Below are 15,159 nucleotides of genomic sequence, written 5' to 3' on the forward strand. Positions count from 1 at the left end.
CTAAAAATGGATAAAAGATCAGAGCAACAACAGATATCGGCACATACAGTATTGCGATTGCTATAACTAATGCTAATCGTGTGATTGCTCGCATGGCTCCTCCTATTGTTTTGGTTCGTGGTAAGTCAATGCTTGCTCACTGTCTGACAGGCCTTTTGTGGTTGGATCTGTGACAACACCGAGCAATACCAAAAGCGTTACAGCTGTGTTGGCAATATCCGCGATGTTTGATGGTAGTTTAATACCTAATTGTTGCGCTAACAAAAAGATAGCTCCCAAAATAGCCATCAAGGTTACTTTGTTTTGTAGTCGTAATTTTAAATTGATCATTTGATTTCTCCTCTCATCATATCTTTTAAATCTTTAACATCATCTGTTAAATTTTTAATTTGCTCTGTCATTGTAATCAACGTTTTATTTTGCTCAGCGTGCTCTTCAAGCCGCCGAGCATTTTGGCGTGTAACAATTTTTAAATGCTCTACCTCAGATTGCAACAAAGTAATATCTGTCGCATGCTTGATGGATTTTGCATTAAAAATATTGTAAGTCGTGACGATAGCTAAAATAAAGCCACCGACGCCAAATATCAACTCTGTTGCCATAAACCACCTCTAATCTTGTTTAACCAAATCAGCGTACTTGATAACTGTTACTTTGGCTTCTGACTCTAGCTCCTCTAAGGTTTGTTTGTCATACTCAAATGCTTCATTAACGTGTACAAAGACTAGGTTCCCTTCGCCTGCTTCACCGTCTTCCTCTTTAGTACTGTCGACCACCGTAAAGACATCATAGGCTTGATACTCACCTTTTTTGGCTGGCTCGATTAGCTCAAGCATGCCTTTATAAATGTCAGGATCAATCTTGCCGCCGCTCGTTAACATGTGGATGGTTTGCAAGTTAATCATTCGCTGTGTACGCTCTGCGGACACCTTAGCTAGTCCAGCAGCTGTTTGAGCAGTTTTGGCAGTCTTAGCGGTTTCCTGTGAGATTTTTTCAAGGTCGTCTACCTTTTGCACGGCTTCGCCCATTGCAATTTCAACGTATTCAGATTTTTTAAATTCTTCCAAAGTAGCTTTGATAATCTCTGTGTCATTATTTGAGGTTAAGTCCTGCTTGATTGGTTGAGAGATGACTGAGCCATCCTCAGCAGTGATAATAATATGTGTGCTTGCGACTGCTCCTGTGCTGTCAAATTGTGGGTATTTTCCTGTCACTTTCCAATTTCTCATGGTTATTCTCCTTTTTTACTTTCTTCAAATTGTTCCAAAATGTTGTCGATAAGAATGATTTCAGATGATGTAAATTCATCTTCACACTCTTCTAAAAAGTTTAAAAAGTCAATAAATCGCTTGGAGTACTCACCCCCTTTAATCACAATTTCTTCATCAGCTAGCTCGTTGAGTAGGCCGTTGAACTCGTCGAGTTTAGCGGGGTCTGCTAGCTTGATGTTTTTGTGCTCATCAATGACAAACTTGCCATCTTTGTCTTTTTGAGCATACAGATCAATAAGGTCACCCTCATCCTTGGCGTACTCTTTGAATTTATCTACTACTTTTGCGAGTAGCTTAGCACGTCCGCGGTTTGCTCGCATGTTCGTGACTTTGATTTTGTCTAGTACACGATATAGTGTGTTTAAATCTTTGTTTTTAATAGTTAATTGCATATTATCTCCTGTTAAATTTTAGTGATGTAGTTATTCAATTCCCTACTCACAGCACTTGTAAAATTGCTATGAGCAGTATTCCAGCCGACGTTAGCCAAGTGCCCCCAACAGCGGCCTAAGGCTACTACAGCCGCATACAAGTCGTTCATGTCGAGCACTTTTTCCATTTTGTCTGGTCTAAATTTAAATCCTCGATTGATGTTAAAGTCATCTGCAATCAAGACATTATCACCGTATAGCTCGGTTTGGTCGACTGCAGCAGTATGGTTATATCCCGTAGCGTACCTAAATGACCTTAGCCCTGCAAAACGACCGGAAGAAGCGCTGTCGATGCCATCTCCTGATGAGGTAATGCCGATAGAGGCATATAACGCTGAGCCTCTATAGCCTTTTGGTGTGGCATTACTAAAATGTACAAAAGCAGTATGTGTGCCATCTTTACGTACTAAGGCATTGTTTTTGCTATTAAAATTAATTGTGGCATCTCGATTAAAGGTCATATTGGCATTATTTAGGTCCCACTGACTTGCCCCATTTGTAGCGGCTAATACACCTCCAGTAATTTTGCTAGCTGATAGTGTTACAGATTGGACTGATGTTGCAAAGATGTCTTTGGCAAACAACGTCCTAAAATATCCCTCGTTAGCAGTGAGTTTATTAAAAAAGGCATAGTCCATCTTAATTTTCTCACCAGTAATGGCCTCGGTTGCAATCCTATTAGCATTAAGATAACCAGTATTAATCTTACCGGCATCCATGTTAGCAATATGAGCATCTTTGATGACAGCGTTGCTGATGTAGCTGTTACCATCAAGAGTGATATTTTTTCCAGTGATTTTAACCCCAGACCTATCAAGATTGATTGCCGAGATAATCTCACTGCCAGACATTTTGCTTGCTGGGAGTTTATCCCTGATTGCGAAGGCTATCTTGTCGTAACTCTGAGCAATAGTTGTCTCAACATCACCTTTTGATACCTTTGTGCTGATCAGGTCACTTAACTGATTAATCCGACTTGTAGCATTTGATTGATTATCACGTACAGTTGTTTGTAGTCCCTGTACAGTCTGAGACAAACTGCTGTAATTTTGGTTTGCATTTGTGATTTGTGACTGCAATCCTTGTGCTGTCTGAGACAATCGAGAAACATCATTAGCTGCATTACTAACTCGTAAATCAATGCCACTTACCTTTTGAGATAGCGTTGAGTAGTTACCAACACCATCATCAAGACGACTGCTAAGACTATCAATTGTTTGGCTCAAACGACTGTATTTGCCATCAAGTCCACTAATACGACTATCAAACATTGATGCTAGCTGAGTACGTGCGGATTCAACTGACTCACTTTTGACAGTTTGTTTGATACCATTCAGAGTTTGCTCAAATTTGGAATATCGTTCATCATCAATAGACTTGACTTGTAACAATATCTGCTCAGCTGATTGCGCAATGGCACTTGACATCTCTTTGTTGGCGTACTCGACTAGCATTGCCTTATTATTGAACTTGATTTTGCCCCACAAATCTGACTTAGGGTCTTTTAGCTGTAAATCAAGCTCTTTGACCTGCTGAGCTAGTCCAAAAGCTTGTTGAGTGGTAACTTTAGGCTTTACAAAGTCGTGCATTGTATTGTCATCCTCGACCTGTAGCTTTTTGATTATGGTATTGCCAAGGCAACTACTGTTAAGTCTCACAGTCTCACTTGACTTATCTGCCTTAAAGGTCACATAAAAACGACCATCTGCAAAAGATAAGTCGTGCTCGTTTATTGTATATGTTGGGTCTCTGCTCATTTATCCTCCTTAATCTATTTTTTTAGTATGAGTTTTTTTAACTCAGCAATTTTTTCATCTACGTAATCTTTAGTCGCAGCATGTTTTCCAGATGTTGGATCTTTAACTGTTAGATTACCATCCACAATTGAACTTGCACATGACCAAAAGTCACCATCTGGACCTACATAAAATTTGTCTTTATTTTTATTTCTGATTCTGAGCATTTTACCAGCTGTGCCTGATGTTGAGTTAATGTAGATTCCTTGAGCAGCAGTACCTTTTCCGCCTTTCTGTTTTTTAACGATATCAATAGATAACGCTGCAGCGTTTTCATCGTATTTTGCCTCAACGTTTGGGTTTTCGTGTGTGATTTTGAGCGTTCCTAGCGCTTTTTCTGACCCTCGTAGCTGCATCGCACTACCATTTTCATTGCCGCTAGTAATATTAAGCGCAGAGGAAAAATTAGGTGTGCTTGGCTGGCGCATCGCAATATTAACGGCATTAGTCTTACCGCTGTAATCGACAAAAAGCGCCGATTTATTGAAGGTCTCTTTACCCGTCCGCAAGCTCATTAACGGCCCATCACTGGTATCATTGTTAGAATAGACAACAACACCAGCACCTTTCGATTTAGACATATCAATGTTAATCGCTCCTCCTACGGAAGATGAGGGTTTAATACCACTGTTAGGTTTAAACTGTAGTTGTCCTGTCACTATGCCGCCTGTCAAACTCAATTTTTCGTCTAGCTTTGCATTTGACTCTGCTTTTAAGTAAACAGCGTTTTTATCTGCTTTATTTGATTCTAATTTGGTGATTTTACTATTAGTTTCTTTTTTTTGTGCAAACGCATCTAGATCTAATTTATTAAGGTACTTAAGCTTACTAAATTGGTTTTTACCATCACCAAACTTAGCATATCCTGTGTCGGTCTCAAAGCCTATTTCACTCTCAAGTAAGATGACATCGCTGCGAGCCCATTCTTCGGCAGTCATCCGCTTAAATTGGACTCTTAATGGTATAGTTTCTGTCATTAATTACCTCCGTCTAATATAATTTGTGGGCTGTCTGACCACTGCCCTGTGATTGTGGCATTATTACCGTCAACAACATCTTTATAATCCATCTCCAGAGCCAATTCCTGCACCTCCGACGCGTTTAAATCTATCTGCTTAGATTTATACCAGTCGCTGGTTACAAGCACTGTGTAGCTAAACGGATAGACATTGATAGTCTCAGTATCCTTAGTCAAGCCAAAACTCTCGACAACTAATTTGGGATTTTTAGGTGTTAACACTAAGCGAGCACCTTTCATGTTAGCCTGTGTCACTGTGATTCCTACTTTACGCAGTAGCTCACAGGTTGCCTCAAAGCTGATAGTGTATGTCTTGCCTTCTTCAAAACCTTCACCATTATGGGCAATGTCAATATAACCTTGTTCAAAAGTGATAACTTTGTCAGTATCACCATCCAGTCTGTTGCGATTGTAAAACGTGCCGCCAGTTGATCCAACAATGTTAGCTGTAACTGTGGCAGTTTCAGACGTGTCTTCCAGTTTAGCTTTAATGTCAGCTAAGCTATCCTTGCTAAAACCGGCTTTGGCCAAAGCATCATCAATCTGCTTTTCATCAACTTCAAGGTCTTTAAGAGACGTTCTAAATTCTTCAAGTTTTTTATCAAAATCTTGCTCTTTAGTGTCAGCATCAGATAAAAATTTTTTGAGTCGCTCATCGACTGCCTTGGCTAGCTCCTCAGCTTCCAGCACTTTAGCGTTAACCTCAGCAACTTTGACCTCTGCATTAGCTTCAGCTTTTTTGATGCCATCTTCAATCTCTTCACGGAGTTTAGCTTCTTTTGTGTCAAAAATACGATTAGCATTATCAATCTGCTTTTGTAATTTTGCTTCAAATGCTGCGTCATGTTGAGCAGTTGATTCAGCTACCTTATTGTCAATTTGATTGCTAATTTGTTTTGCTAAGTTGGTCTTAATCTCTCCAAAGATGATGGATTTTAACCGATTAGCCATAGGGGCGAACCGATAGCCAGTGATTTGCATTCGTAAGTCTCTGTCATAGAGCTCGTGGAAGACAATTGCTGTGTCAAATAGCCTAACAGCGCCCTCGTAGTTATTAGTAACATCAATTTTTAAACTATTACCTGGTATGTCGCAAAGAGTTTTTTCAAAGTATTTCTTACCATATGCAAGCAAGTCCTCTTCTGTTTTGACATCTTGATCCTGCACCTTGATAGTCTTTTCAACAATTATCGGATGAGTGTCTTTGAGCTTGCTCTCAACAGATACCCTAATTGTTTTCTTTTTCGGTGATTCACTATGACCAATGTTTCCATCTGAAGCTTCTCTGGTTTCTACTTCATGTTCTTCTTCTACTTCAGCAACTAAATGAAGGATAGAGACAAGCCCTTTGATAGTATCTGTTTCCTCATAAGATTTGAGGTTTTTCTTGTACATGAACAAGGTTTCGGTATCTTTGCCAGCTTTTTTGAGCAAGTTAATTTGGTATTTATTTCGTACAAGTTCGCCACCCCACTGCCCCATGATTGAGTGCTTGCCATTAGCTAAAGCGTCCATAACAGATACGTCTGATTGATTAAATGTGTGACGACCGTCAATATCACTAAAAAAGCTAAAAGGATGCTCACGCTTGATACTACCTGCTAACTCTGACATTACTGTCATGCCTTGCACCCTATCAACACTGATAGTGTCAATTGCATAGCCATTTAAGTCATCAGCGACCTGATTAGCGTAAACGTTAATATAGCCATGCCGCTTAGTAATTTCAAAAATCCTAAAAAGCTGAGAACCATGCAGATCATCAGCTTCTAAGATTATTCCTTTTTTTATTAAAGGGCGATACTCGTGTTTAGCAGGATACTTAAAATTTAGTTTGTAATCACTATTGGCCTCCTGTGTAATCTCATCTTCAAAGGCTGCTACAAGAGGGGTATTATCATCTTTAATCGATATCAAACCTTATACCTCCACCTTGGACTAATTATTGTTCTAGTAATGCCTCCACTGACGGCAATACCTTGTGTGCCAGGTTGTATTTCAAAAAAACTTCCTCTTATTCGGATTGAGTTTTTCACATTACCTTCAGCATCATAGACGCATTGTTGGCCATGTTTGCACTCAATCGTTGCTTTACCTGACAAATTTAATTCCATGACCTGTTTGCCAATGGTTAGCGTTCCTTTACCAGTACCCTCAACAACTATCTTAGGTTCGCTGAAAACATTTCCTGCATTGTTAATGTTTCCGTTGCCTGCAATTACTACATCTGAGACACCTTTTGCGTATCTAAATGGATAAAGAGCAAGTTTGAGAGTCACACGCCATGATGACATGGTTACCGCATTGATTTTGACAGATAAGCAATCATAGTAATAAATAGAGTTAGGTATGTGCCAAAATTCGATTTTTTTACTAAGGCCGTCTAAATGATTAATTAGATTAACTGCATCATCAAAAGTACTCAAATGCCACATTATGGTTGGTTTAGATTCATTATATGACTCCAATTCCCTACTAGTTCCATTCATGCCATAAGCTTCATTTTCGACAAAACTAGGGGATAGAATATCCCCCACATCGTAACCGGTCAAAACACAATTAGGGATTGAAGATGTGTCAAAATCATCAATAATAACTTTAGGTATCATACAATCCCCTCTCTAGCCATAATTTTGGCAAATTCTTCGTATAAAATAGCGCTGACTTTTTCTTTGTCTAGATAGACATCCGTATTTTTATCAAGGATATCTTGCAACAGAGCAAGCACCTTAACAAAGAATAATGACAAGTCACTTGTAGCAGAACCGACTGTAGTTTTAGTACTAATATTGCTTGATAGTAAGTCATCAGCTGTGACGCTTGGTTTAGCATCGATACCGAGAGATAGACTTTTACCTGTCATGGTGCTTGCAAGGTCGTCAGCCATGCCAGAGACATTTGATTTAACCTCTTTAAAGCCGTCAATCAAGCTTGTATTAAGTCCACCCATAATTGCTTTACCAGCAGGTTTTAGTAGAACTCTATCATAAGAGATAGGTCCTTTATGTTCTGCAATCCAGTTGGCGATACCGCTCACAAAACTTTTGACGGCTCCCCAAGCTGATTTCAAACCGTTTAAGAAACCATTCATAATTGCGGCACCAGCTCCAGAAATATCAATGTTTGCCAAACCTCTAATTGTGCTTGAGATTGAATCGATAACTCCATTTACTGCTGAACCAACACTAGACACTAAGCTACTAAAACTACTGAAGGCTGATTTTATGCCATTTATAACAGAGCTTATGATACCCTTAGCCACATTTATTGCGTCTCCCATTGCCATCCAAGCAAGTGAGAAAATGTTTTTTAGGACGCCAACTGCAGAACCGGCACCACTGAACGCTAATTTTATGTAGTCAATAACCGTAGATATGATTGTTCCAGCAGTTGAAATTGCAGTCTGAATGTTAGTCCAAGCGCTCTTAATAAAAGCGCTCAAGCCTTGGCCGGCTGTGCCTAAATTACCAAACATACCGATAGCAACTCCAATCCATTCTGCAATGACACTGAGAACAGGTTGTACAAAATTAAGACCTTGAACCAGCAAGTCAATAATTGGTGTGACTAGTTGTATAGCCACTTTAACTGCATCAAAGGCAAAGCTAACTCCCATAAGCGCACCTTTTACAACACCACCTAAGAAAGACCCTAAAATTTGAAATACTGGCATCAAGGCATCACTTAGTATCGAAATTAAAGGTTGTGCTGCATTCCACATGCCAACAAACGAGTCAACAACTCCTGAGATAGCTGGTCCAACAATCGCAGCGAAGTTAGAAAAACCTGCCTGTAGGGCTGGTAAAATTGCTGAAATTAAAGCCTCAAAACCACTGAAATCTAATCTGGCTAATCCGCTAATAATAGTGTCTATTACTGGTGCAACTGCACTACCAATGCTAGTAAAAAATGATGGCAACTGACTAAAAGCCGTTTTTAAACCGTTAAAAACAGGTTGTAAATTTTGGCCAATCTGTGCAAATTTAGCAGTAATAGGACTTAAATCAATACTAATTCCAAGGCTACTCATTAGACCTTGGAATTGACTTGTGATAATAGGAGCTGCGGCTCCAATAAAAGTACCAATTGCCGATGGTAATCCTTTAAAGATATTTGCCACCATCGGAATAAAGTTACCAAATAAGAAATTAGAAGTTGTCTCAGCCAGTCCTCGTAAAGCCGGTCTGATATCATCTCCTAGTGATAAACCTGCCATTACATTTGTAAAAGAGGACTTCATAGCAGCTAGTGAGCCTGAAAATGTAGTTTTTGCTTCTTCAGCAGCAACTCCAGCGATACCCATGTTATCCTGTACCAAGTGTATAGCCTCAACCACATCAGCATAATTACTCAAATCAAACTTCTTGCCCATAGCGGCAGGTAACTTTTCAGCGTCTGATAAAAGACGCTTCATCTCTTCTTTTGTGCCGCCGTACCCAAGTCTTAGGTTATCAAGCATTGTATAGTTTTGCTTAGCAAATCCCTGGTAAGCCATTTGGATTGATGTGATATCAGTACCCATCTTAGCCGAGTTGTCGGCCATATCCATGATTGCCATGTTAGCAGCCTTGGCAGCCGCGACAGCATCACCTCCAAGTGATTGCTTTAGAGATGCACCCATTGAAACTGCTTGCTCTGCATAAGTATTTGCTGATATTCCAGCTTTGTATGCCTCTTTAGCAAACCCTTTGACAGCAGTCTCAGCGCCCTTATACAATGTGTCAATACCACCAAAAGATTGCTGCAAATCAGCACCAGCGGACAAGGCAGACGAAATCATCTTACCGATTCCAGCAGCTGCAATGGCACCACCAATCATTTTAACGAGATTACCACCAATGAGCGAACCAGCGCTCAATCCAGCCGACCTTGCTTCGGGATCAAGTTGCTTCGAGATTGCTCCACTTATTCCACGAGCGGATGGCATAATTTGCACATACGCTTGACCAAGTTCTGTTGCCATTAGCCATCACCTCCTAGTAATTGTTTACGTGCATTTTCAAAATCCTCGCCAGACACAAAAGAAATGACATCATTAGCTTTTTGTGATTTAGATCCAGATATAGCTTCCACCACGGATTTAGGTTTGTTTTGACCAGATTGACCATCCTTAGTTTTAGACCAAAACAGCAAATTAGTATTATCATAAATACCAGCTAACAAAACAGTATCCAAAGCCTCAGTCTCTCCAGATAATGCCATTTTTATCCTAGAGTTAGATCTCAAACCGACAGCAAAAACAGCCACCTGATAAGCAGGTAGCTGTCTGTAATCATATATGCCGTATGTTTCAGCTAAATCACAAGTCAATGCATCATCATCTTTTGCTATCATCTGAGCGAGGATTGCTAGTTTTTTAAATCTTTTTGACTTTCAAAAATTTCTTTGATTTCTACTCCGATAGCTTCAACGTCTACGATACCTTCTGCATCTCGTACATGTTCTTTTAGAGACTTAGCAGCATCACCAAGTAACAAATTAACGATTTTAACTACCGCTGTTGGATCAGTTTCCTCTTCTGCAATAGCTTCAACAAGTTCAAAGTTTTTTAATCGTTTTTTAGGAATTTCGTATTCAAATCCTGATGTTGTTTTTCCTTTTAAGATTTCCATTTACTCCCCTTTACATTTCAAAGCTGTTTTCTTTTTTATTAGCTTCTCCAGGTTTTACAATATACTCACGGTGTGTATCACCATCCTTGTCCGGGAAACATTTTAGTGTTGTTTCATAACCAACGACTTCGCCGTCAACATACTTAATTTCACCTACCTCATCGACTTTTGCATTTGGTAAGACAATTCGTTTAAGAATGCCGCCATTCATGATCATGTCAACAACAATTACGTGAGCTTCTAACTCTTTTGAATTTGATTTAATCTGGATTCCCCCACTTAAATCTCCAGTAACATTGACAGCGCCATAAACTTCTTTTAAGACTTCTACATTTAGTGACTCAATCAGCTTATAAGTAAATTTATCCTCTTTTTCTGTCTGTACAGCCCCGACAATATCTCCACCCCACGCTTTAATATTTTCGGATGAACGTGTATCTTCATTGACCACACCATCCTCGGATACATAACCCAAATTCTTAAATTTAGTATTTAATTCTGATTTTGCATCCTTGGGCAATTCAGTACCAAGCGGTGCCGAATAAATCGCCCCACCGGTCTTGGGCTTTGCAGATGTTACATTTTTAGTATCATTCTTATTCATCAATATCTCCTTTAATAATGATTAATATCAAATACAGCTTGATAACGATAGCGCTTAGTTGCTGTATCTGTAAAATTGTAGTCAGCGTTAAGATGTACACCAGAAACTTGTGGCAAGACATCAAGCTGCTCAATTACTTGCTTTACTTTGTCATTAAGTAAAGCCGCCTCATACAACGATTCGGCATAACTTTGAAAAGCAAACGTGGAACTTAGCAAATGATTTTGCTTAGCCCCACTAGTCTTTTCTAAGATGATGAATCGTGCAGGTTCATCTTTTTGATGTTCAAAAAAAGACGGCACATCTAAGTGCTCGTCTAAATATTTTTTGATAATTACTTCAATCAATCATCGCACCGCCTTCAACAGTGTGTTATTTTTTGAGTTATCTTTCTTGGCCTTTATGGTTTTAGTACTGACCATAGCATTAGCCCTATTTTTCCCAACATGGATATCTTGGACATAACCATCACCACAACGTTCTCTGATGGCTGTGGCCTTAGTGGTTAATACCTGCTGCATTTCTGATGATTTCATCAATTCGGCAACACCAGCTCTATTAAGCTTGAATTTAAACTTACTCATATCTTTCCACCATAACTTTCTTATTCCAGTCTAGTGGTATAAGCTCTTCAATACCTTCTAGTGGAATTCCTACTGTGCGCCATTTTTTGCCGAAAAATCTAACTTCCTTATTTTCCCAATCGTGTTCGTCTCCTTTTGGTATAGCCAAGACATATTCAACCTTTTTTCCGGTCAAAGATAACTGATTAGTGATATCTTCGGTAGTTGCTGGTGCAACAAGCACATTCTCAATTTTGATATCAAAATCAACTGTTACAGGATTTCCAAAAGGGTCTTTTCCGCTAATCGACTTATCGGCTAAAGCAACTGTTATCCCTTTCAATTTCGCCATAAAGTTCAATTCCTCCATATCGTTGTTTTTTTAGTCCAAGACGCTTCAACTCACTGTCCTTAATAAAAAGACCGCCGCCTGGAACTAAATAAGTGCCTGACCATGTGTATCCTAAAGCTGATTGGCTCTCTTGGGCCATTGGTTCGCCTCGAGTAGATGTCATCAGCGTTCTCGCTACAATGTCAACCGTAACCGATTTAATAACATTAACAAAATAAGGCTTATCAACCATCGTTTTATCTAAGTCTTTGCCAACTTTGTCAGCTTCCATTCTTAATGTATCTGATACGACTTTCAAGAGTGCATTTGCACGTTTCAATTCGTCAACAGATAAGGGACGCCATAACAAAATGACGTCATCTGTTGTTGCGAAATTGCCCACTTTTACCTCCTAACCAGGCAAGAGTGCCTCTAATTCAGGTTTCTTAGCTTTAGAGCTATATTTTATCCCAGCAGCATCTAACTGACGTTTAATTTCTGCTACTGTTTTTGCTTTTTCGCCTGTCTGCTGTTCAACCAAAGTCCAATCTCCACCACAAACAGGGACGGAGCTATAAAAACTAGCTCCAGTCTTACTGTTAACGTATAACATTATACTTCTCCTTTAGTGACACGAGCAAAGCTCTTAGCGTCCAAAATACCCCAGCCGATATACGCCTCAGCACGTAAGTAAATTTGGTTATACCCTTTAAGGTCTTTCCCCGAATTATCAGGATCACCGTATTTAATGATTTCCATTGGAATTTGTTTTGCATAACCCCACTTAAACATGCTTTCAAAATCGCCAATAATTACTAAATCTTTGGATTCTGCTTCATCAGCTCCAGCACCAACAGTAGTATTGACGGACGATTTCAAGCCATTGATGCTATCTGGATTCGCTCCCCAAGCAAGTTCAGGGTACATTTTAGGCCCCATCTCCCCATTGGTAACTTTCGCCAGTGCTGTTGAAAACTCTGTATCCATCGCAAGCCCTGTCACTACACCTTCAGACCCCTGAATTAGATTAACAGCTGCTTCGATATTTGCATCAGCGTCTTCGCTCTCTGTAAATTTAACCACTTGCGTCACTTTACTATCAAAGTGATTCGTGCCGATAACGTCAGACGCTTTTTTTGTACGTGGATTGATACCATGCATCGCCATTAGGTCAATACCACGAGCGAGTTTTTTCGCAAACCCTTCGTTAAAAGCTTTCAAAATATCAATCTTTTCCTCTTCTGTTGCATATAAAAATTCATCAGAAAGACGAGCACCATACTCAACCTTGATTGGTACGATAGTAACAGGCTCTAGCGATAAGCCACCGTGTGTTTTTTTACCGTTTTCAGCAACCACATCAATATCAGAATCTAATGTAAACGTAAATTCTTTAGATCCGTTAAACGGAATAGGTTTTTGGCTAGATAGTTTAGCTAGTGAGCTATGCCCCTTAACTTTATTGATAAGATCTGATACTAAATGTTTGTCAAATAAGCTCGCTTTTGATGTTTCTGTTCCCATATTTTTTCTCCTTTAATTAATCTTCTAATCTTCTGTACTTAATCCTTGCACTAACGCTCTGTAATTTGCGTCTGCATTACTATCGATATTTGGTTCGTTTGATTTTGCTGGCGGTTGTGGTTGGGATGGCTTAATAAAGGATGCTAAGCGTTCTGCATCTACTTTGAGTCCATCTTCATCATCTCCTTGCAAACGATCAGCTAAATCAATCGGTAAGCCATACTGTAACGCTACCTTTGTCCGTAAATTTGCCGTCTCATAATCGGCAATTTGATTCTTCAGGGTGCTAATCTCTTCCGTATAGCTATCAGTGTTTGATTTAGCATCATTCAAAGCAGTTTGTAAGCTGCTGTTTTCGGTTTCTAGTTCTTCAACACGAGTTTTCAGTTGGTCGTAATCTTGATATTTCTCACGTTCTCGAGCAATGCGAGCTTTCACAATCGTGTCCAACTCTTCTTGTGTTTCAATAACTTTAAATTCTGACATATTAACGTCCTTTCTCCTGCTTTCCCGGCAGTTCGGTAGATTTTTTAGCAGTAAAAAAACACCCTTTCGGATGTCGTTTTTTAACAGCTGGTTCTTTGCTTTCTTTTTGGCTTCGTTGTGTAACAAATCCAGTGCGCAAGCAATGCACTGTCCATTAAGCTAATGTCTCTATCATCATAAAGCGATTTATACCCAAAACCACCATTAGAGCCAATTTGCCTCTTTTCACAGTTTGTGACTACTGCTGTCAAAGATGGCTGATCACTATGACAAATGGTTTCCTGCATGATCCCCTGCTCCCACATCATGTTAGCTGTGATAATTTCAGCAACTTTAGGCAATTCTGGTTTCTTTAGACCTTGATCTTTCATCTCCTGAGCAAGTAATTCTTGACCACTTGCACCATCAATGACAACCTTAGCGATATCAGCCGATTTCAAAAAATTAATAATCCATTGAGTTCCATTTCTGACCGATAAACAGTCAATAGTCTCAACAAATACCTTATTTTCTGATGTTCTTGCTGCAATTGATAGTGATACGTTGTTGCCATCTTGACCAAACTTGATACCGACAAAAAGCTTGCTTTTGAGTTCTGGCACTTGCTCAACTTTGAGTTTTGCCCATTCTTTTTCGGATATAACTGATTTTTGGTTAAAGGATGGCCAATAACCTAAGCGTTGGATGTTGTGATCAATCTCATCTTCACCTAATTCAGCTTCGATTTTCCTCTCGTTGAGGTGGAATCCCATAGATGGGTTGGAAATATACCAGGAAGATACATCGTTAATCTTAACCATCTCAGGAACTGACCATTCAGCCCAACCAGAATAACGCTTATTGCCTTTTAAGCAATCTTTCCGATATGCTTCAAATACTGTACCAGTAGATACCATCGTTGGCGGCGTTCCACACATAATAGTCATTGGATTATCACTATCAGTAACTGTGTACTTCAATGCTGATTCTTGCTCAGATGTGTATTCTTGTGCCTCGTCAATGATAAGTAAGTCAAATCCCTCACCAAGTCCACCGTTTGATGTCCTAGTTCGGAACTGGATAACAGCGCCGCTGGCTTTGAACTCTATACGCTCTTGACCTTTGGCTTTATTTGATATAAAGTCTTCTCCATCAACATAACCTGACATCTCAAGGTATTTTTTTACCTTTTCGAATGATGCATGAGATGTGCTAATTCGATGAGCTGTATGCAAGATTTTTAAACCTTTATGCAAAGCCCACAGCTCAACAATATAGACTACTTCCGTCTTACCGTTACGCCGTGGGATAGCATACCCATACTTTTGATGAACCCACAGACCATTTTCATCTATGGCCATAATTGGGATAAGCATATTTACTTGCCATGGATAGCAGCTTAGCCCTGTTTTTTTGTAGTAATTAATAGCTTCATGCGCTAGAGATTTAGCAAAATGTAAATTTACCGATTGAGTAGGTCGCTGATTGCCAAGCTTTGTTTTCGTCTTAGTAACCATACTTATTCCTTTCAATCGTACTGCCTA

General features: G+C 39.5%; 20 protein-coding genes. All 20 read right to left on the bottom strand.

Annotated elements, in window-relative coordinates; all coding sequences use genetic code 11:
* Positions 1-102: 102 nt before the first annotated feature.
* The gene (locus B6D67_RS06520) at positions 103-330 is read right to left on the bottom strand and encodes a phage holin (protein WP_003058873.1); all 228 of its coding nucleotides are present in this window, start codon (positions 328-330) and stop codon (positions 103-105) included.
* A complete protein-coding gene (locus B6D67_RS06525; protein ID WP_002987582.1) occupies positions 327-602 on the bottom strand; it encodes a DUF7365 family protein in 276 nt (91 codons plus the stop codon). The genes B6D67_RS06520 and B6D67_RS06525 overlap by 4 nt, the downstream gene beginning before the upstream one ends.
* 9 nt (positions 603-611) lie before the next feature.
* On the bottom strand, positions 612-1,229 hold the full coding sequence (locus tag B6D67_RS06530) for a DUF1366 domain-containing protein (RefSeq protein WP_010922447.1): 618 nt from the start codon (positions 1,227-1,229) through the stop codon (positions 612-614).
* 2 nt (positions 1,230-1,231) lie between these two features.
* Complete coding sequence (locus B6D67_RS06535; protein ID WP_010922448.1) at positions 1,232-1,663, bottom strand: DUF1617 family protein; 432 nt, start codon at positions 1,661-1,663, stop codon at positions 1,232-1,234.
* 11 nt (positions 1,664-1,674) lie between these two features.
* On the bottom strand, positions 1,675-3,459 hold the full coding sequence (locus B6D67_RS06540) for a gp58-like family protein (protein ID WP_010922449.1): 1,785 nt from the start codon (positions 3,457-3,459) through the stop codon (positions 1,675-1,677).
* Between the two features lie 14 nt (positions 3,460-3,473).
* Positions 3,474-4,475, bottom strand: coding sequence for a hyaluronate lyase N-terminal domain-containing protein (locus B6D67_RS06545; protein ID WP_023079488.1), 1,002 nt, complete (start codon positions 4,473-4,475; stop codon positions 3,474-3,476).
* Positions 4,475-6,433 carry a phage tail spike protein gene (locus tag B6D67_RS06550; RefSeq protein ID WP_010922451.1) on the bottom strand — a complete coding sequence of 653 codons (1,959 nt, stop codon included), beginning with the start codon at positions 6,431-6,433 and terminating at the stop codon, positions 4,475-4,477. Before B6D67_RS06550 ends, B6D67_RS06545 begins: the two co-directional genes overlap by 1 nt.
* Positions 6,430-7,125, bottom strand: a complete 696-nt coding sequence (locus B6D67_RS06555; protein WP_010922452.1) for a hypothetical protein — start codon at positions 7,123-7,125, stop codon at positions 6,430-6,432. Before B6D67_RS06555 ends, B6D67_RS06550 begins: the two co-directional genes overlap by 4 nt.
* On the bottom strand, positions 7,122-9,479 hold the full coding sequence (locus tag B6D67_RS06560) for a phage tail protein (protein ID WP_010922453.1): 2,358 nt from the start codon (positions 9,477-9,479) through the stop codon (positions 7,122-7,124). Before B6D67_RS06560 ends, B6D67_RS06555 begins: the two co-directional genes overlap by 4 nt.
* Complete coding sequence (locus B6D67_RS06565; protein WP_010922454.1) at positions 9,479-9,850, bottom strand: DUF5361 domain-containing protein; 372 nt, start codon at positions 9,848-9,850, stop codon at positions 9,479-9,481. Before B6D67_RS06565 ends, B6D67_RS06560 begins: the two co-directional genes overlap by 1 nt.
* A 14-nt stretch (positions 9,851-9,864) precedes the next feature.
* Positions 9,865-10,128 (bottom strand): hypothetical protein, encoded by a 264-nt coding sequence (locus B6D67_RS06570; protein ID WP_010922455.1) that lies wholly within the window; start codon positions 10,126-10,128, stop codon positions 9,865-9,867.
* A 10-nt stretch (positions 10,129-10,138) separates the two neighbouring features.
* The gene (locus B6D67_RS06575; RefSeq protein WP_010922456.1) at positions 10,139-10,732 is read right to left on the bottom strand and encodes a phage tail tube protein; all 594 of its coding nucleotides are present in this window, start codon (positions 10,730-10,732) and stop codon (positions 10,139-10,141) included.
* A gap of 11 nt (positions 10,733-10,743) precedes the next feature.
* The gene (locus tag B6D67_RS06580) at positions 10,744-11,079 is read right to left on the bottom strand and encodes a hypothetical protein (RefSeq protein ID WP_000573598.1); all 336 of its coding nucleotides are present in this window, start codon (positions 11,077-11,079) and stop codon (positions 10,744-10,746) included.
* On the bottom strand, positions 11,080-11,316 hold the full coding sequence (locus B6D67_RS06585) for a hypothetical protein (protein ID WP_010922457.1): 237 nt from the start codon (positions 11,314-11,316) through the stop codon (positions 11,080-11,082).
* On the bottom strand, positions 11,309-11,647 hold the full coding sequence (locus tag B6D67_RS06590; RefSeq protein WP_011285617.1) for a hypothetical protein: 339 nt from the start codon (positions 11,645-11,647) through the stop codon (positions 11,309-11,311). Before B6D67_RS06590 ends, B6D67_RS06585 begins: the two co-directional genes overlap by 8 nt.
* Positions 11,607-12,029, bottom strand: a complete 423-nt coding sequence (locus tag B6D67_RS06595; RefSeq protein WP_010922459.1) for a phage Gp19/Gp15/Gp42 family protein — start codon at positions 12,027-12,029, stop codon at positions 11,607-11,609. The genes B6D67_RS06590 and B6D67_RS06595 overlap by 41 nt, the downstream gene beginning before the upstream one ends.
* A 9-nt stretch (positions 12,030-12,038) precedes the next feature.
* Positions 12,039-12,239: a hypothetical protein gene (locus B6D67_RS06600; protein WP_010922460.1), complete on the bottom strand. Its 201-nt coding sequence runs from the start codon at positions 12,237-12,239 to the stop codon at positions 12,039-12,041.
* Positions 12,239-13,150 (bottom strand): phage major capsid protein, encoded by a 912-nt coding sequence (locus B6D67_RS06605; protein WP_010922461.1) that lies wholly within the window; start codon positions 13,148-13,150, stop codon positions 12,239-12,241. Before B6D67_RS06605 ends, B6D67_RS06600 begins: the two co-directional genes overlap by 1 nt.
* A 24-nt stretch (positions 13,151-13,174) precedes the next feature.
* Positions 13,175-13,636: a capsid assembly scaffolding protein Gp46 family protein gene (locus tag B6D67_RS06610; RefSeq protein ID WP_010922462.1), complete on the bottom strand. Its 462-nt coding sequence runs from the start codon at positions 13,634-13,636 to the stop codon at positions 13,175-13,177.
* Positions 13,637-13,716: 80 nt separating this feature from the next.
* Positions 13,717-15,132, bottom strand: coding sequence for a terminase (locus B6D67_RS06615; protein ID WP_011285619.1), 1,416 nt, complete (start codon positions 15,130-15,132; stop codon positions 13,717-13,719).
* Positions 15,133-15,159: the final 27 nt, after the last annotated feature.

This window comes from Streptococcus pyogenes, assembly GCF_002055535.1.
In the GTDB taxonomy this organism is placed as follows: domain Bacteria; phylum Bacillota; class Bacilli; order Lactobacillales; family Streptococcaceae; genus Streptococcus; species Streptococcus pyogenes.